Annotated in this window: 17 protein-coding genes; 12 read left to right on the forward strand and 5 right to left on the reverse strand. The window is 72.0% G+C overall.

Features of this window, described 5'->3' with window-relative positions; all coding sequences use genetic code 11:
* Position 1 precedes the first annotated feature (1 nt).
* A complete protein-coding gene (locus tag A5700_RS22960) occupies positions 2-1,357 on the forward strand; it encodes an amino acid permease (protein ID WP_068073653.1) in 1,356 nt (451 codons plus the stop codon).
* A 21-nt stretch (positions 1,358-1,378) separates the two neighbouring features.
* Here the strand turns inward: A5700_RS22960 and car are convergent, their stop codons facing one another.
* Together car and A5700_RS22970 are read right to left on the reverse strand one after the other, a co-directional pair.
* The gene (gene car, locus A5700_RS22965) at positions 1,379-4,960 is read right to left on the reverse strand and encodes a carboxylic acid reductase (RefSeq protein WP_369828300.1); all 3,582 of its coding nucleotides are present in this window, start codon (positions 4,958-4,960) and stop codon (positions 1,379-1,381) included.
* A 32-nt stretch (positions 4,961-4,992) separates the two neighbouring features.
* Positions 4,993-5,388 (reverse strand): nitroreductase family deazaflavin-dependent oxidoreductase, encoded by a 396-nt coding sequence (locus tag A5700_RS22970; RefSeq protein WP_068073658.1) that lies wholly within the window; start codon positions 5,386-5,388, stop codon positions 4,993-4,995.
* 72 nt (positions 5,389-5,460) lie between these two features.
* On the opposite strand from A5700_RS22970, the gene A5700_RS22975 reads away from it, so the two are divergent.
* Genes A5700_RS22975 through A5700_RS23010 form a run of 8 tightly spaced genes read left to right on the forward strand, consistent with a single transcriptional unit; the run spans position 5,461 to position 13,177 of the window.
* Positions 5,461-5,805, forward strand: coding sequence for a hypothetical protein (locus A5700_RS22975; protein WP_068073660.1), 345 nt, complete (start codon positions 5,461-5,463; stop codon positions 5,803-5,805).
* Between the two features lie 58 nt (positions 5,806-5,863).
* The gene (gene hemL / locus A5700_RS22980) at positions 5,864-7,201 is read left to right on the forward strand and encodes a glutamate-1-semialdehyde 2,1-aminomutase (protein WP_068073662.1); all 1,338 of its coding nucleotides are present in this window, start codon (positions 5,864-5,866) and stop codon (positions 7,199-7,201) included.
* Positions 7,201-7,809, forward strand: coding sequence for a histidine phosphatase family protein (locus A5700_RS22985; protein WP_068073664.1), 609 nt, complete (start codon positions 7,201-7,203; stop codon positions 7,807-7,809). The genes hemL and A5700_RS22985 overlap by 1 nt, the downstream gene beginning before the upstream one ends.
* Before the next feature lie 3 nt (positions 7,810-7,812).
* On the forward strand, positions 7,813-8,433 hold the full coding sequence (locus A5700_RS22990) for a TlpA disulfide reductase family protein (protein ID WP_068073666.1): 621 nt from the start codon (positions 7,813-7,815) through the stop codon (positions 8,431-8,433).
* Positions 8,430-9,209, forward strand: a complete 780-nt coding sequence (locus A5700_RS22995; protein ID WP_068073668.1) for a cytochrome c biogenesis CcdA family protein — start codon at positions 8,430-8,432, stop codon at positions 9,207-9,209. Before A5700_RS22990 ends, A5700_RS22995 begins: the two co-directional genes overlap by 4 nt.
* Before the next feature lie 8 nt (positions 9,210-9,217).
* Positions 9,218-10,867, forward strand: a complete 1,650-nt coding sequence (locus tag A5700_RS23000) for a cytochrome c biogenesis protein ResB (protein WP_068073670.1) — start codon at positions 9,218-9,220, stop codon at positions 10,865-10,867.
* On the forward strand, positions 10,864-11,841 hold the full coding sequence (gene ccsB, locus A5700_RS23005; RefSeq protein ID WP_068073672.1) for a c-type cytochrome biogenesis protein CcsB: 978 nt from the start codon (positions 10,864-10,866) through the stop codon (positions 11,839-11,841). The genes A5700_RS23000 and ccsB overlap by 4 nt, the downstream gene beginning before the upstream one ends.
* A 43-nt stretch (positions 11,842-11,884) precedes the next feature.
* Positions 11,885-13,177: a MinD/ParA family protein gene (locus A5700_RS23010; protein WP_068073711.1), complete on the forward strand. Its 1,293-nt coding sequence runs from the start codon at positions 11,885-11,887 to the stop codon at positions 13,175-13,177.
* A 6-nt stretch (positions 13,178-13,183) separates the two neighbouring features.
* Here A5700_RS23010 and A5700_RS26340 read toward each other — a convergent pair whose 3' ends face one another.
* Positions 13,184-13,342 (reverse strand): hypothetical protein, encoded by a 159-nt coding sequence (locus A5700_RS26340; RefSeq protein WP_156671385.1) that lies wholly within the window; start codon positions 13,340-13,342, stop codon positions 13,184-13,186.
* Between the two features lie 46 nt (positions 13,343-13,388).
* Between A5700_RS26340 and A5700_RS23015 the strand changes: the two genes are divergently transcribed.
* The gene (locus tag A5700_RS23015; protein ID WP_068073674.1) at positions 13,389-13,751 is read left to right on the forward strand and encodes a DUF4229 domain-containing protein; all 363 of its coding nucleotides are present in this window, start codon (positions 13,389-13,391) and stop codon (positions 13,749-13,751) included.
* 10 nt (positions 13,752-13,761) lie between these two features.
* On the opposite strand, the gene A5700_RS23020 is transcribed toward A5700_RS23015, so the two are convergent.
* Together A5700_RS23020 and A5700_RS23025 are read right to left on the reverse strand one after the other, a co-directional pair.
* Positions 13,762-14,769, reverse strand: coding sequence for a beta-ketoacyl-ACP synthase III (locus tag A5700_RS23020; RefSeq protein WP_068073676.1), 1,008 nt, complete (start codon positions 14,767-14,769; stop codon positions 13,762-13,764).
* A gap of 66 nt (positions 14,770-14,835) precedes the next feature.
* Positions 14,836-15,708, reverse strand: a complete 873-nt coding sequence (locus A5700_RS23025) for a 1,4-dihydroxy-2-naphthoate polyprenyltransferase (RefSeq protein ID WP_068073681.1) — start codon at positions 15,706-15,708, stop codon at positions 14,836-14,838.
* Between the two features lie 76 nt (positions 15,709-15,784).
* Between A5700_RS23025 and A5700_RS23030 the strand changes: the two genes are divergently transcribed.
* Together A5700_RS23030 and A5700_RS23035 are read left to right on the forward strand one after the other, a co-directional pair.
* Positions 15,785-16,561: an S-methyl-5'-thioadenosine phosphorylase gene (locus A5700_RS23030; protein WP_068073683.1), complete on the forward strand. Its 777-nt coding sequence runs from the start codon at positions 15,785-15,787 to the stop codon at positions 16,559-16,561.
* A partial coding sequence (locus tag A5700_RS23035) for an NAD(P)-dependent oxidoreductase (protein ID WP_068205044.1) occupies positions 16,558-17,511 on the forward strand: 954 nt, incomplete at its 3' end. The genes A5700_RS23030 and A5700_RS23035, both read left to right, overlap by 4 nt.

Here is a 17,511-nt window from a genome sequence, read left to right on the forward strand (position 1 = left end):
CATGGCCGGCGCTTCGCAACTGCGGCAGGGGCTCTCGCAGCGCCAGCTGAGCATGATCGCCCTCGGCGGCGTGATCGGCGCCGGGCTGTTCGTCGGGTCCGGCGTGGTGATCAAGGACACCGGGCCCGCGGCGTTCCTCACCTACGCGCTGTGCGGGCTGCTGATCGTCCTGGTGATGCGGATGCTGGGCGAGATGGCGGCGGCGAACCCGTCGACCGGGTCCTTCGCCGACTACGCCGCCGCCGCGCTGGGCAGGTGGGCGGGCTTCTCGGTCGCCTGGCTGTACTGGTACTTCTGGGTGATCGTGGTGGGCTTCGAGGCCGTCGCGGGCGGCAAGGTGCTCAACTACTGGTTCCCCGCGCCGCTGTGGCTGCTGTCGCTGGGCCTGATGGTGGTGATGACCGCGACCAACCTGTTCTCGGTGTCGTCGTTCGGCGAATTCGAATTCTGGTTCGCCGGAATCAAAGTCGCGACCATCCTGCTGTTCCTCGCCGTCGGCACCGCGTACGCGTGCGGGCTTTTCCCCGGGCGCCGCGGCGGATTCGGCAACCTCACCGCGCACGGTGGCCTCTTCCCCCACGGGGTGGGCGCGGTATTCGCCGCCGTCGTGGTGGTGATCTTCTCCATGGTGGGCGCCGAGATCGTCACCGTGGCCGCCGCGGAGAGCCGCGACCCGGAGCTGGCGGTGCAAAAGGCGACGCGGTCGGTGGTGGCGCGGATCGGCGTTTTCTTCGTCGGCTCGGTGTTCCTGCTGGTGGTGATCCTGCCCTGGGACTCGGTCGATTCCGGCTCCTCGCCGTACGTGGCCGCGCTCAAACACATGGGGTTGGCCGGGGCCGACCAGTTGATGAACGCGGTGGTGCTGACGGCGGTGTTGTCGTGCCTCAACTCCGGGCTCTACACCGCGTCGCGGATGCTGTTCGTCCTCGCCGACCGCGGTGAGGCGCCGCGACGGTTGGTCACGCTGAGCGGCCGCGGCGTCCCCCACGTGGCGATCGTGACCTCGTCGGCCGTCGGGTTCGGCTGCGTGGTCATGGCGCGGGTCGCCCCCGACACCGTCTTCCTGTTCCTGCTCAACTCCTCGGGCGCGGTCATCCTGTTCGTCTACTGGTTGATCGCGCTGTCGCAGATCATCCTGCGCCGCCGCACCCCCGAGGAGAAGCTGCGCGTCCGGATGTGGTTCTTCCCCACGCTGTCGATCCTCACGCTGGCAGGCATCAGCGCGGTGCTGGTGCAGATGGCGTTCGACCGCTCCGCGCGCAGCCAGCTGTGGTTGAGCCTGCTGTCCTGGGCGGTGGTGATCGCCGTGTACTTCCTCGCCCGGGCGCGGGGCCGTGTGGGCAGCGCCACGGCGTAGCCCGGGCGCGGCCGAAAAGCGTTATCCCGCTTGGGCGTTGGCGGGCGATTGCAGCAGGCCAAGCCGCTGCAGGTCGGTGACGTATTTGTCGATCAACGCCTCGGTGATATGCGGCACGTCGGCGGCGGCGCCGACGCCCGCGGATTGCACTGCGGCGCGGAACTTTTCGGCGGGCATCTGGGTGCCCTGGGTGGGTTGGCCGGGCGTGGCGTAGGCGCTCATCAGCGGCAGCAGCGAGGACTTGCGCTGGTCTTCCGGCAACGCCTGCATGGCCTCGGTGAAGCGGCGCAGCCACTCGCCGTAATCGTCGACCCGCTCGATCGGGTGGCCGGCCGCCGCCAACCAGTCGACGAAGGTGTCCAGCGAGACGCCGTCGTCGTGGGTGTTGAGCACGTTGTAGGTGCGGTAGCCGTCGCGGGCGCGCTCGCCCAGGGTGGCGATCGCCTCGGCGGTGAAATCGGCGGGCAGCCCGTCGTAGTGCGCCCGCTGCGGGCGGCCCGCCTCGTCGAGCCGGTAGAAGGACCGCGGCGCCAGCCGGGTGGCCAGCACGCTCAGGATCAGCCGGGTGAACATGTCGGGCACGTTGAGCTGGCCCGCGAAGTCGCTGTGCGCCAGGATCATGTCGGACCGGAACACCGCCACCGGCACGCCGCACAGGTCGTAGGCCTCCCGCAGCAGCACCTCGCCGGCCCACTTACTGGTGGCGTAGCCGCTCGCGTAGGCCTCGCCCAGCGAGCGCGACGGGCTGGCCGCGCGCACGTCGACGTCCTCACCCATGAAGCTGCCGTCGGGCAGCGCCGTCACCGCGACGGTGGAGATGTAGTTGATCGGCTTGAGCCGACGGGTGAGGGCCAGCTTGATGATTTCGGCCGTCCCCACCACGTTGGGGCCGAACAGCTGGCTATAGGGCAGCACGTGATTGACCAGCGCCGCCGAGTGCACGACGAGGTCGACCGACGCGGCGAGATCCTCGTAGGTGTGCGAGTCCAGGCCCAGATTGGGCGCCCCCACGTCGCCGACGAGGACCCGCAGGTGTCGGTCGGCGAGCCGGCGGAACCGCGCCGACAGCTCCGCGTCACCGCTGTCGATCGCGGCCTCGATGCGCTGGCGCCCGGCGGTCGGGTCGGCCCCGCGCGCCAGGCAGATCACCGTGCCGCCGGCGGGCGCCAGCCGCTCCAGCCAATCCAGGCACAGGAAGCGCCCCAGATAGCCGTTGGCGCCGGTGAGCAGCACGGTGGTGACCCCGCCGGTAGGGCGGGGCAGGGCGCGGGCCGCGGCCAGGGTGTCGGCGTCGATGAACTTGTCCAGCGTGAGATCCGAGGCGCGGGCCACGCTCGCGCCGCGACCGTGCACCGACGCGAAGGTGGGCCGCGTCGACGCCGAAAGACGTTCGCCGTCAATGTATTTCGCAACCGACGTGAGGTCCGCAGTCGGGCTGACGATGGTCTGCACCGGCACGTCGACGGTGAAGATCTCCGACAGCAGCGTCGCGAACGAGAACGCGGATAGCGAATCACCGCCCAGCTCAACGAACTTCGCGTCCGGGCGCAGCGCGTTGTCTGCGGGCAGGCCCAGGGTGGCCGCCGCGGCACGCCGCACGGTGTCGATCGTGGGCAACGAGCCGCTCGCGGCGCGCAGCTCGTCGAGCTGATTGCCGTGGCTGGCCTCGATCTCGGCGTACAGCGCGTCCAGACGCTCACCGTAGCGGGCCTTCAGCGCCGGGCGTAGCAGCTTGCCGACCCCGGTCAACAGCCCGTTCTCGCGGGTGAATCGCTGTGGCTCCAGCAGGAAGTCGCGGGGAACCTCGTACGGGTGCAGGCGGGCGTCACCGGCGATGCGTTGCAGCGAATCGGCGATCAGCTCGTGGGCGTCCCGGTCGCCGATGGCGTCGTCGTTCGGGACGATCACCGCGAGCAGGAACGGTTGCTCGCTGCTGCCGTAAAGGAAGATCTGCCGAATGTAGGGGCTGGTGGAGAAGGCGGCCTCGAGCTGGGACACCGCGACGAACTCGCCCTGCGACAGCTTGATGACGTTGTTGCTGCGGTCCAGATACCTCAGCTGGTCGGGCCCCAGCTCGGCCATGATGTCGCCGGTCTTGTAGAAGCCGTCGGCATCGAAGATCTGCGCCGACAGCTCGGGGTGCTTGAAATACCCCGGAATCACGTTGGCGGCCTTGAGATACAGCTCCCCGCGCGGGTAGGGCTGGTCGGTGGTGAAATAGCCCAGCTCGGGGACGTCGACGAGCTTGTAGTCGGTCACCGGTGGCCGCCGGATCCTGCCGCTGCGCATGATGCCGCCGCCGGTCTCCGTCGCGCCGTAGCCGTCGGCCACCGGAACGTCGAGCAACGACTGCATGAAAGCGTGCATCTGCGACGACAGCGGCGCGCTGCCGCACATCGCCGACACCACCCGACCGCCGATAAAATCTTGCCGCAGTTCGGCTTTGACCGCTTCATCGGACTGCCGGTCGGTGTCCGCGACGCCGCGCTGGTCGAGTTCCCTGCGGTAGCGGCGGAAGAACATGTCGCACACCCGGGGCACCAGGTTGAGCGCGGTCGGGCGGACCAGACCGATGTCGTCGAACAGGGTGGACATGTCGCTCTTGGCCGCGAAGTAGCCGATGCCTCCGGAGGCCAGGGTGGCGATCAGCCATTCCAGCCCGTAGACGTGCGACAGCGGCATGTACTGCAGGTGGATGGCCGGGATGAGCCTGCCGATGTCCACCGAGGGGCTGTGCGGGCGCTGCCAGGTCCGGGTGACCATGTCGGCGGTGTACATGGCACCCTTGGGCGTGCCGGTGCTGCCGGACGTGTAAATCAATGTCGCCAAAGGGTTTTCGCCGTCGGCCGGGACGAACGCCGGGGTGTCGGCGATGCCGCGGCCGGCCTGCAGCTCGGCGTGCAGCGCCACCACCTCGCCGCGGTGCCCGGCGGCCCGCAGCCGGGCGCGGGCGTAGTCGAACCGGTCGCGCTGCCCGTCGTCGTCGCTGGTGTAGTCGAAGACCACCAACCGCTCGATGGACGGCGCGTTGATGACGACGTCGACGGCGGTGGCCAGGGACTCGGTGCTGACCGCGAGGATGCGCGGCGCCGTCTCGGCGGCGATGGGGGCCAGCTGCGCCGCGGTCGAACTGGTCTGCAGGGGCACGAACACCGCACCCAACCGGATGCACGCCAGGTACTGCACGACGTAGTCGATGCTGGTGAAGCCCAGGACCGCGATGAAATCACCGGGACGGAAACCGCCGGGAAGCCCCGCGTGCCAGGCGCCGGCGACCGCCGCGGCGCGGGTGCCCAACTCGCGGTAGGTGATGGTCTCGAAGCCGGACAGCAGGGTGGTCGCGGCGCCGCCCGTCACCGGGTCGGGTGTCACCTCGCAGGCCCGCTGGCCGAGCGCCGGGCGCTCGGCGTACCGCTCCAGGTAGATGTCGACGACCTGCGCCAGCCGCAATCCCGGGCGGTGCGCGGCCTCGGTCACCTCCGGCAGCGGCGCCGCCGCCCGGAACTGGGGGTCGCTTGCGTACAGCCGGTCGACGCGTTCGGCCACTCGCTGTTCGATGCTTACATCGCTGCCCACAACACCGCCCACACCGCTGCCCGTCACCGCCGCCGTATACCCGCCCTGCCCGTAACCAGTCAGTCCGTCTTGGTGAGCACGACCGCCTGTTCGAAGGGCAGCCGCGCGAAGACCGGGCGGGCGGGCCCCGTCACGTGCGCCGCGGCCTCGGCCCGGGTCAGCACCCGCGGGTCGGTGACGCCGAAGGTCTTGCCGTTGCGGCGCATCCGGCCGCCGTTCGCCGCGATCAGATTCTTCAGCCAGTCGCGGTCCGGGCCGTAGGTGAGCATGATCGCCACCGCGGGTCTGCCGTCGACCTCGGCGCTGAACGCGCTGACCGGCGTGCGGTAGAGGGCGCCCGAGCGCCGCCCGACGTGTTCGACGATGCCGAACAACGGCAGTCGGCCGGCCCACAACCGCTGGATCGGGTTGGTGACGCGACGATTGAATCGGGCCAGTCCTTGTGGCATCTCCATACCGACATCCAACGCGCCTCCCGGGGCGCCGACAACCCAACGTTTAGCGACCAACGGGACTACTGTCCTTCCATGGGCGAGTCCCGGGCTGACGAGGCCGCGCAGCGCGCCGAGGAGCTGGCGCGCCGGGATCGGGAGCTCACCGCCCGCAAGGCGGTGACGGCGGGCGACGTGCAGCGCGCCGCCGAGCGCGCCGCGCAGGCTGACCTGCGCGACCAGCAGGCCCACGACCGGGAGCGGCAACGGCACTACGAGGCCGCCGTCGCCCACGAACGCGCCGCCCGGGTCGAGGAGCTCGCCGTCGAGGAAGGGCTGGGCGACGTGGCCGCGCACCGGCGCGCGGCGCAACGCGAGCGCGACGCCGCGCTGCGCAACTTCCAGGCCGCGCAGCAATCCGAGCCGAGCCAGGGCGAGTAGGCCGCCCTCTGCTACACCCTGTAGTGGAAACCCCCGCGGGGGCTGGGACACTGGTGGCATGGCAACCAGTGAGCAGTCGACGGCGCACGGGTCGGCGGTGGTGGCCGCGTCGGCGCGCCTGTTCGATGACGCCTGCGCCGTCATCCCCGGCGGGGTGAACTCCCCGGTCCGCGCCTTCACGGCGGTGGGCGGGACGCCGCGCTTCATCACCGCGGCGCACGGCTGCCGGCTCACCGACGCCGACGGCAACCACTACGTCGACCTGGTCAGTTCCTGGGGCCCGATGATCCTGGGCCACGCGCACCCGGCCGTCGTCGACGCCGTCACGCGGGCCGCCGCGACCGGCCTGTCGTTCGGCGCCCCGACCCCCGCCGAGAGCCAGCTGGCCGGCGAGATCATCGCCCGGGTCGCCCCGGTCGAGCGGGTCCGGCTGGTGAACTCCGGCACCGAGGCCACCATGAGCGCGGTCCGGCTGGCCCGCGGGTTCACCGGGCGGCCCAAGATCGTCAAGTTCTCCGGCTGCTACCACGGCCACGTCGACGCGCTGCTCGCCGACGCCGGCTCGGGGGTCGCGACGCTGGGCCTGCCGTCCACGCCCGGGGTCACCGGGGCGGCCGCCGCCGACACGATCGTGTTGCCCTACAACGACATTCAGGCCGTGCAGGCCAGCTTCGACCGGTTCGGTGATCAGATCGCCGCGGTGATCACCGAGGCCAGCCCCGGCAACATGGGCGTGGTCCCACCCGCGCCCGGCTTCAACGCCGCGCTGCGGGCGGTCACCGCCGAGCACGGCGCGCTGCTGATCGTCGACGAGGTGATGACGGGATTCCGGGTCAGCCGCAGCGGCTGGTACGGAATCGATCCGGTGCCCGCCGACCTGTTCACCTTCGGCAAGGTGATGAGCGGCGGGCTGCCCGCCGCCGCGTTCGGCGGGCGGGCCGAGGTGATGGAACGCCTGGCGCCGCTGGGCCCCGTCTACCAGGCCGGCACGCTGTCGGGAAACCCGGTGGCCGTCGCCGCCGGGCTGGCGACGCTGCGCAACGCCGACGACGCGGTGTACGCCGCGCTGGACCGCAACGCCGACCGGCTGGCCGCCCTGCTGTCCGAGGCGCTCACCGACGTCGGCGTCGCGCACCAGATCCCGCGGGCCGGCAACATGCTCAGCGTCTTCTTCACCGACGAGCCGGTGACCGACTTCGCGTCCGCGCGGGCCAGCCAGACGTGGCGCTATCCGCCGTTCTTCCACGCCCTGCTCGACGCCGGGGTCTACCCGCCGTGCAGCGCCTTCGAGGCGTGGTTCGTCTCGGCGGCGCTCGACGACGACGCGTTCGCCCGGATCGCCGACGCCCTGCCCGCCGCGGCCCGCGCCGCCCACGCCGCGAAGGACGGTGCCTAGTGCCCGAGCAGACCCGGGTGCACGTCATCCGCCACGGCGAGGTGTACAACCCCGATGGCATCCTCTACGGGCGACTGCCCGGCTTCCACCTCTCCGACAAGGGCAGGGCGCAGGCCGACGCCGTCGCCGCCGCCCTGGCCGACCGCGACATCGTCGCCGTCATCGCCTCGCCGCTGCAACGGGCCCAGGAGACCGCCGCGCCGATCGCAGCGAAGCATGGCCTGCCGGTGGACACCGACCCCGACCTGATCGAATCGGCGAACTTCTTCGAGGGCAAACCCGTGGGCCCCGGCGACGGGGCGTGGCGCGACCCGCGGTTCTGGTGGCAGCTGCGCAATCCGTTCCGCCCGTCGTGGGGTGAGCCCTACGCCGAGATCGCGGCCCGCATGACGACGGCGGTGGATAAGGCCCGCGCCCGCGGCGCCGGCCACGAGGTGGTGTGCGTCAGCCATCAGCTGCCGGTGTGGACGCTGCGGCTGCACCTCACCGGCAAGCGCCTGTGGCACGACCCCCGCAAGCGCGAGTGCGGCCTGTGCTCGGTGACCACGCTGGTGTATGAGGGCGACCGCCTGGCGGGCGTCGAGTACAGCGAACCGGCGGGTCGGTAGAGAATGCGGCGGCTGGCGATAGCCGGGGCGGCGGCGCTGGCGCTGCTTCCCGCCCTCGTCGGCTGCTCCTCCGGCCACGACGCCGTCGCCCAGGGCGGCACCTTCGAGTTCGTCTCGCCCGGCGGCAAGACCGACATCTATTACGACCCGCCGTCGCGCCGCGGCCGCCCCGGCCCCCTGTCCGGGCCGGACCTGTCCGACGCCGCCCACACCCTGTCGCTGGACGACCCGATCTTCGCCGGCCGGGTCGTCGTCATCAACATCTGGGGCCAGTGGTGCGGGCCGTGCCGCGCCGAGGTCACCCAGTTGCAGCAGGTGTACGACGCCACCCGCGACGCCGGGGTGTCCTTCCTCGGGATCGACGTGCGCGACACCAACCGGCAGGCGGCGCTCGACTTCGTCAACGACCGCCACGTGACCTTCCCGTCGATCTACGACCCCGCCATGCGCACCCTGATCGCCTTCGGCGGCAAGTACCCCACCACCGTCATCCCCTCCACCCTGGTCCTGGACCGCCAGCACCGCGTGGCCGCGGTGTTCCTGCGGGAGCTGCTGGCGTCCGACCTGGAGCCCAAGGTGCGCAAGCTCGCCGCCGAGGCGGAGCCGGCCCCGGGACCGCAATGAGCGGTTTCACCCAGCTCGCCGCCGCCGGGCCGCTCCTGGTGGCGGTCGGGGCGTGCCTGCTGGCGGGCCTGGTGTCGTTCGCCTCGCCGTGCGTGGTGCCGCTGGTGCCCGGCTACCTGTCCTACCTGGCCGCCGTGGTCGGCGTCGACGAGGAGCCCCGCGCGGGCGCCGCGCAGGCCCCGCCCGGCGCCCGGTGGCGCGTCGCGGGCTCCGCGGCGCTGTTCGTCGCCGGCTTCACGACGGTGTTCGTGCTGGGCACCGTGGCGGTGCTGGGCATGACGACGACCCTGATCACCAACCAGCTGCTCCTGCAACGGGTCGGCGGGGTGCTGACCATCGTGATGGGGCTGGTGTTCGTCGGCCTGGTGCCCGCGCTGCAACGCCAGGCCCGGTTCACCCCGCGCCAGCTCACCACGGTCGCCGGGGCGCCGCTGCTGGGCGCGGTGTTCGCGCTGGGCTGGACGCCGTGCCTGGGGCCGACGCTGGCCGGCGTCATCACCGTCGCCTCGGCCACCGACGGCGCCAGCGTGGCGCGCGGCGTCGCGCTGGTGATCGCCTACTGCCTGGGGCTGGGCATCCCGTTCGTGCTGTTGGCGTTTGGGTCGGCCGGCGCGGTGGGGGCGCTGAGCTGGTTGCGCCGACACACCCGGGCGATCCAGATCTTCGGTGGCGCGCTGCTCATCGCGGTCGGCGCCCTGCTGGTCACCGGGGTCTGGAACGACTTCACCTCGTGGTTGCGCGACGCGTTCGTCTCCGACGTCAGGCTGCCGATTTGAGGCGGGTCATGGCCTGGTGCCGCAACACCTGGCGCGCGCTGACCTCGATGGGCACCGCGCTGGTGCTGCTGTTTCTGCTGGCCCTCGGCGCGATCCCCGGCGCGCTGCTGCCGCAGCGCAGCCTCAACGCCGGCAAGGTCGACGACTACCTCAAGGCGCATCGGGTGATCGGGCCGTGGCTGGACCGGCTGCAGGCCTTCAACGTGTTCTCGAGCTTCTGGTTCACCGCCATCTACGTGCTGCTGTTCATCTCGCTGGTCGGCTGCCTGACCCCGCGGATGCTCGAGCACGCCCGCAACCTGCGCGCCACCCCGGTGGCCGCGCCCCGCAACCTGGCCCGGCTGCCCAAGCACGCGGCCGCGCAGGTGGCGGCCGACCCCGAGGATCTCAACAGCCTGGCCAACGCGGTGGTGGAGCGGTTGCGCGGCTGGCGCACCGAGATCAGACACGACGGGGATGCCGACGCCGGGGTCGTCGAGGTGTCCGCCGAGAAGGGCTATCTGCGCGAGTTCGGCAACATCGTCTTCCACTTCTCGCTGTTGGGCCTGCTGGTCGCGGTGGCCGTCGGCAAGCTGTTCGGCTACGAGGGCAACGTCATCGTCATCGCCGACGGCGGCCCCGGCTTCTGCTCGGCCTCGCCGGCCGCGTTCGACTCGTTCCGCGCCGGCAACGTCGTCGACGGCACCGCCCTGCACCCGCTGTGCATCCGGGTGAACGACTTCGACGCGCGCTACCTGCCGTCCGGGCAGGCCACCTCGTTCGCCGCCGACATCGACTACCAGTCCGGCAGGGACCTGGCCGGCGACACGTGGCGGCGCTACCGGCTGGAGGTCAACCACCCGCTGCGGGTGGGCGGCGACCGGGTCTACCTGCAGGGCCACGGCTACGCGCCGACCTTCACCGTGACCTTTCCCGACGGGCAGCTGCGCACCTCGACCGTGCAGTGGCGGCCCGACAACCCGCAGACCCTGCTGTCGTCGGGCGTCGTGCGCGTTGATCCGCCCGCCGGCAGCTACCGCAGCGCCGCCGAGCGCCGCCAGCACGAGATCGCCATCCAGGGCCTGCTGGCGCCGACGGAGCAGCTCGACGGCGCCCTGCTCTCCTCACGGTATCCCGCGCTGAACGCGCCCGCGGTGGCCATCGACATCTACCGCGGCGACACCGGGCTGGACACCGGTCGGCCGCAATCCCTGTTCAGCCTCGACCCCCGGCTGATCGAGCAGCACCGCCTGATCAAGGAGAAGCGGGTCAACCTGCGGGCCGGGCAGTCGGTCCGCATCGACCAGGGGCCCGCGGCGGGCACGGTGGTCCGGTTCGACGGCGCCGTCCCGTTCGTCAACCTGCAGGTCTCGCACGACCCGGGGCAGGCGTGGGTGCTGCTGTTCGCCGTCACGATGATGGGCGGCCTGCTGGTGTCACTGCTGGTCCGGCGCCGCCGGGTGTGGGTGCGCCTGACGCCGCAGGAGGGCCCGGCCGACGGCGCGCCGGGTACGGTGAACGTCGAACTGGGCGGCTTGGCGCGGACCGACAACTCCGGGTGGGGCGACGAGTTCGAGCGGCTCTCCGAGCGGCTGTTGGCGGCCCTCGACGCCGACGCCGCGGGTCGCGCCGAGACGCCCTCAGCGTCCAGAAGGAGTCCTCAGGTGGACGTCAAATGAACACCGTGCACGTCAACATCGGCCTGGCCCGCTACTCGGACTGGGCGTTCACCTCGGCCGTGGTGGCCCTGGTGATCGCGCTGCTGCTGCTGGCCGTCGAGCTCGCCTACGCGGGCGGGCGCCGCGCCGACCGGCGCGAGCGGGTGTTGGCGGGCGCCGTCGCCGCCGACAGCGCCATCCCCGGCGTGGTCGAGGACGCCCCCGCGCGCCCGCTCGACGAGCGCGCCGGGCGGGCCGGGCAGGCGGTGCTCTACCTGGGCGTCGGCCTGCTACTGGGCTGCATCGTGCTGCGCGGCCTGGCCACCCTGCGGGTGCCCTGGGGCAACATGTACGAGTTCATCAACCTGACCTGCATGTGCGGCCTGCTCGCCGGGGTGGTCGTGCTGCGCCGCCCGCAGTACCGCCCGCTGTGGGTGTTCCTGCTGGTGCCGGTGCTGATCCTGCTCACGGTGTCCGGCCGCTGGCTCTACACCAACGCCGCCCCGGTGATGCCGGCGCTGCAGTCCTACTGGCTGCCCATCCACGTGTCGGTGGTGAGCCTGGGTTCCGGGGTGTTCCTGGTCGCCGGCATCGCCAGCATCCTGTTCCTGTTGCGCACCTCACGCCTGGGGGAGCCGGGCGCCGACGGGCGGCTGGCCGGGATCGTGACGCGGTTCCCGGACGCGCAGACGCTGGACCGCATCGCTTACCGCACCACGATCTTCGGGTTCCCGGTATTCGGCTTCGGGGTGATCTTCGGCGCCATCTGGGCCGAACAGGCGTGGGGCCGGTACTGGGGCTGGGACCCCAAGGAAACGGTGTCGTTCGTCGCATGGGTCGTCTACGCCGCCTACCTGCACGCCAGGTCGACGGCCGGATGGCGGGATCGCAAGGCGGCGTGGATCAACGTCGTCGGTTTCGTGGCCATGGTCTTCAATTTGTTCTTCGTTAATCTGGTCACCGTCGGCCTGCATTCGTATGCGGGCGTGGGGTGAGAGCGAGCGAAGTCACGACAAGTCACGACGAGGGGGAGTGCACGTGAGCGAGCATCCGACGGGGGACGTGGGGACGCCCGACCAACCCACCACCCAATTCCCGCCGCGGGGACCGGTGCCGCCGAACGCCGAGCCCGCGGGCGAGCCGGGCGGGGACGCGCCGACCCGCGCCTTCGCCGGGTTCCGCACCGAGCGCCGGATGCCCGCACCCGAGCGGCGCGAGATGGCGCCGCCGCCCCCGCCCCGGCCCGGCGGGATGCCGCCCTGGGACCCCACCCCGATGACCGGGATCCCGCGGGTCGACCCGACCGCCTACGGCGCCTACTACGACGGACCGGTCACCGAGCACCGGCCGGCCCCGCCGGTCCTGCCGCCGCGGGAATCGCTCCCGCACACCCCCTACCCGGAGCTGTCCACCGGCATGCTGCTGCGTCCGGTCAAGCCGCCGCCCTCGGAAGGCTGGCGGCGCGCGCTGTTCAAGCTGTCCGGCGGGCTGATCAACCTGGGTGAGAGCCCGCGCGCCGCCCGCCACAACAATCTGGTGGCTCAGGTGAACCGGCCGCTGCGGGGCAGCTACCGCGTCGCCCTGCTGTCGCTGAAGGGCGGCGTCGGTAAGACCACGATCGCGGCGACGCTGGGCGCCACCTTCGCGTCGATCCGCGGCGACCGGGTGGTGGCCGTCGACGCCAACCCGGACCGCGGCACGCTGAGCCAGAAGATTCCGCTGGAGACGGCCGCCACGGTGCGCCAGCTGCTGCACGACGCGGGCACCATCGAGCGCTACAGCGATGTGCGCCGGTACACCTCCAAGGGCCCGAGTGGGCTGGAAGTGGTTGCCTCCGAAACGGATCCGGCCGCGTCGGAGGCGTTCGGCGCCGACGACTATGCGCGCGTCCTGGACATCCTGGAACGGTTCTACGGCCTGGTGCTCACCGATTGCGGGCCCGGCCTGCTGCACTCGGTGATGTCGTCGGTGCTGGAGAAGGCCGACGTGCTGATCGTGGTCAGCTCGGGGTCGATCGACGGGGCGCGCAGCGCGTCGGCGACGCTGGACTGGCTGGACGCCCACGGCCACGAGGACCTGGTCCGCAATTCCATCGCGGTCATCAACGGGGTGCGGCCGCGGCCCGGCAAGGTCGACATGAACAAGGTGGTCGACCACTTCTCGCGGCGCTGCCGCGCGGTGCAGCTGGTGCCCTTCGACCCGCATCTCGACGAGGGCGCCGAGATCGACCTGGAGCGGCTGCGGCGCGGCACCCGCGAGGCGCTCACCGAACTCGCGGCACTCGTGGCCGACGGCTTTCCCGGCGAACAGCGCCCGGGCCTGACCGGGTAGCGGGCGTCAGCGCGGGTTGTCCCCCCGGCCCAAGCGCCGCAAGAAGTCTGGGTCGTCGTCGGGTCCGATTACCCGCGTCTTGGTCCGGTGCAGCTGAGACCGCGACGCGCGCCAGCCGGCGTAGATCAGCGCCCCGAAAATCACGACGAGCAGCAGGTAGAGCACGCAACACCTCCTTGGAGCGAATATACCCGCGCCGTAGGCTCTCCCTGTGTCTCACGGATCCAGCGATGCCAGCGCCGCTGCGGGCGGCGGCGCCGGCCGGGCGGTCGTCGACGTCTGCCTCTACGCGGCGGCCCGGCTGCTGCTGGTGGTCGCGCTCGCCGGCGCCATCTACGGGGTGGCGCGGCTGCTCGGCATCCGCGAGTTCCCGATCGTCGTCGCCACCCTGTTCGCCTTGATCATCGCGATGCCCCTCGGCATTTGGGTGTTCGGCCCGTTGCGGCGGCGGGCCACCGCCTCGCTGGCCGTGGCGGGGGAGCGCCGCCGCCGCGAGCGGGAACTGTTGCAGGCCCGGCTGCGTGGCGAGGACCAGGACGGCGCCGCGCCCGACGAGGCCGCCGGCGACGGGTGAGGACGCCCGCTCAGCCGTTCGGCAGGCGCACCACCTGCGCGGCGTAGCTGAGCCCCGCGCCGTACCCGATCAGCAGCGCCAGGTCGCCGCCCTTGGCCGCGCCGGTCGCCAGCAGCTCGGCCATCGCCAACGGGATCGACGCCGCCGACGTGTTGCCGGTGTGCTCGATGTCGTTGGCCAGCACCGCATCCGGGCGCAGCTCCAAGCTTTTGGCGAGCAGCTCGTTGATGCGGCTGTTGGCCTGGTGCGGCAGGAACACGTCGATCTCGTCGGCCCGCACGCCCGCGGCGTCCATCGCCTGCCGGCCCACCTTGCCCATTTCGAAAGCGGCCCAACGGAAGACGGCGCTGCCCTCCAACCGCAGGAACGGGCGCGGGCCCGCCGGCGCGTCCATGTAGTCGATCCAGTCGATGTCCTGGCGGATCGCGGTGGCCTGCTCGCCGTCACTGCCCCACACCGTGGGCCCGATGCCCTGCTCGGGGGTTTCCCCCACCACGACTCCGGCCGCGCCGTCGGCGAAGATGAAGCAGTTGCTGCGGTCGGTCATGTCGACGGTGGGGGACAGTTTCTCGGACCCGATGACCAGCACCTTGGCCGCCGTCCCCGCGCGGACCATGTCGGCGGCCACCCCCAGCGCGTAGCCGAAGCCGGCGCACCCGGCGGAGACGTCGAACGCCGGCACGCCGGTGCTGCCCAGCCGGGCCGCGACCACCGGCGCGCACGCCGGGGTCTGCAGGAAGTGGGTGCTGGTCGCGACGATCACGCAGTCGACGTCGGCCGGGCTGAGCCCGGCCTTGGACACGGCCTCGCGGCCACACTCGGTGGCCATGGACGCCGCCGACTCGTCGCGGGCGGCGAAGCGGCGCGTCTTGATCCCGGTGCGCGAGTAGATCCACTCGTCGGAGGAGTCGATGTTCTCGCACAACTCGTCGTTGGTGACCACCCGCTGCGGGCGGTATGACCCGACGCTGAGCAGGCCGACGTTGGTGGGCCCGCTGGTCGCGGCAATCTGCTTCATTGCGTCCTCCGCTCTCACCCGAGCAGACGCAAAGGTACCGCACCCGCGCCCTACGCCGTGGGAGGTTCAGCTTCCCAGGGCCAGCGCCGCGGCCACCGCGATCGCCCACACCACCATGGCCAGGCCGGTGTCGCGCAACACCGGGATCAGCGCGGCGCCGCCGCGGCCGGACCGCACCGGGGCCAGCGCCCGCAGCGCCAACGGCGTGGCGAGAAGCCCGGCGGCGCACCACGGCGTCGCCGCCGTCAGGGCCAGGGTGATCACCGCGGCGGTCGCCAGCAGCGCCTGGTAGAGCACCCGAGTGCGGGCGTCGCCGAGCCGCACCGCCAAGGTGATCTTGTGTGACTGCGCGTCGGTGGGGATGTCGCGCAGGTTGTTGGCCACCAGCACCGACGACGACAACGCACCGGTCGCGACGGCCAGCGCGGCGCCCACCCAGTCCACCCGCAGCGCCTGGGTGTACTCGGTGCCGAGCACCGCCACCAAGCCGAAGAAGATGAACACGGCGACCTCACCGAATCCGGCGTAGCCGTACGGCTTGGCACCGCCCGTGTACAGCCACGCCCCGGCGATGCAGGCGGCGCCCACGGCGATCAGCCACGGCGCGCTGAACAGCGCCAGCGCCAGGCCGGCCAGCGCGCCGACGGTCAGGCTCGCGACCGCCGCGGTCAGCACCGACCGCGGCGCGGCCAGCCGCGACCCGACCAGGCGGACCGGGCCGGCGCGGTCGTCGTCGGTGCCGCGGATGCCGTCGGAATAGTCGTTGGCGTAGTTGACACCGACGGTCAGCGCCAGCGCGACGGCCAGCGCCAGCAGCGCCTTCCACCACACCGCGGATCCCAGCCACGCCGCCGCGCCGGTGCCCGCCACCACCGGCGCCAGCGCGTTGGGCAGCGTCCGCGGCCGCGCACCGGAAATCCACTGCCCGAAACTGGCCATGGCGCAATCCTGCCAGTACGCGCGGCGGGCCCGGCACCCCGATCGGCGCCCGCGGGCCGTGCACCACAATGGTCGGATGCTCGGAGTGATCGGCGGCAGCGGCTTCTACACCTTCTTCGGGTCGGACTCCCGCGACGTCAGCGTCGACACCCCTTACGGCACGCCCAGCGCCCCGATCACCGTCGGCGCCGTGGCCGGCCACGACATCGCGTTCCTGCCGCGGCACGGGCCGGCGCACGAGTTCTCCGCGCACACCGTGCCGTACCGGGCCAACATGTGGGCGCTGCGCACGCTCGGCGTGCGGCGGATCTTCGCGCCGTGCGCCGTCGGCAGCCTGGACCCCGCCCACGGGCCGGGCGCGGTGGTGGTGCCCGACCAGCTCGTCGACCGCACCAGCGGGCGCAGCGACACCTACTTCGACTCCGGCGGCATCCACGTCGACTTCGCCGACCCGTACTGCCCGACGCTGCGCGCGGCGGTCACCGGGCTGCCCGACGTCGTCGACGGCGGCACCATGGTGGTGATCCAGGGGCCCCGCTTTTCCACCCGCGCCGAGAGCCGGTGGTTCGCCGCCGCCGGCTTCTCGTTGGTCAACATGACCGGCTATCCGGAGGCGGTGCTGGCTCGCGAACTCGAAATGTGTTACGCCGCAATCGCTTTGGTGACCGACCTGGATGCTGGGGTGGCGGCCGGTGAGGGCGTGACGGCGGTGGAGGTGTTCGCGCAGTTCGAGAAGAACATCGGGCCGTTCAAGGAGCTGGTGCGTCAGGCCATCGCCCGGGTCGCCGCCGACCGCACCTGCACGCACTGCCAGCCGCACGGCGGGGTGACGCTGCCCATCGAGTTGCCATGAGGGTGTTGCTGACCGGCGCGGCGGGTTTCATCGGGTCGCGGGTGGCCGCGGCGCTGCGCGCGGCGGGCCACGAGGTGGTCGGCGTCGACGTGCTGCTGGAGGCCGCGCACGGCCCGAACCCGGTGCTGCCCAACGGGTGTCACCGGGTCGACGTACGCGACGCCGCGGCCCTGGCCCCGCTGCTGAAGGGCGTCGACGTGGTGTGTCATCAGGCGGCCATGGTGGGGGCGGGCGTCGACGCCGCTGACGCGCCGGCCTACGGCGCGCACAACGACCTGGCGACCACGGTGCTGCTGGCGCAGATGTTCGCCGCGGGGGTGACCCGCCTGGTGCTGGCGTCGTCGATGGTGGTCTACGGGCAGGGCGGGTACCGATGCGAGCGGCACGGCGACGTCGACCCGCTGCCGCGGCGGCGGGCCGACCTGGATGCGGGGATCTTCGAGCACCGCTGCCCGATCGGCGACGAGGAGCTGCACTGGCGCCTCGTCGACGAGGACGCCCCGTTGCGCCCCCGCAGCCTCTACGCCGCCAGCAAGACCGCGCAGGAACACTACGCCCTGGCCTGGTCCGAGGCCACCGGCGCAGCGGTGGTGGCGCTGCGCTACCACAACGTCTACGGCCCGGGCATGCCGCGCGACACCCCGTATTCGGGGGTGGCCGCGATCTTCCGCTCGGCGTTGGAGCGGGGCGAGCCGCCGCGGGTGTTCGAGGACGGCGGGCAGATGCGCGACTTTGTCCACGTCGACGACGTGGCCGCGGCCAACCTGGCGGCCGCGACGTCGCCGGCCGACCGGTTCTCGGCGTTCAACGTCTGCTCCGGGCGGCCCATCTCGATCCGGCAGGTGGCCACCGCGCTGTGCGAGGCGCGTGGGGACGCGTCCACCCCGGTGGTCACCGGCCAGTACCGCAGCGGCGACGTGCGCCACATCGTCGCCGACCCGGCGCGCGCC

This window comes from Mycobacterium sp. E1214 (assembly GCF_001666755.1).
In the GTDB taxonomy this organism is placed as follows: domain Bacteria; phylum Actinomycetota; class Actinomycetes; order Mycobacteriales; family Mycobacteriaceae; genus Mycobacterium.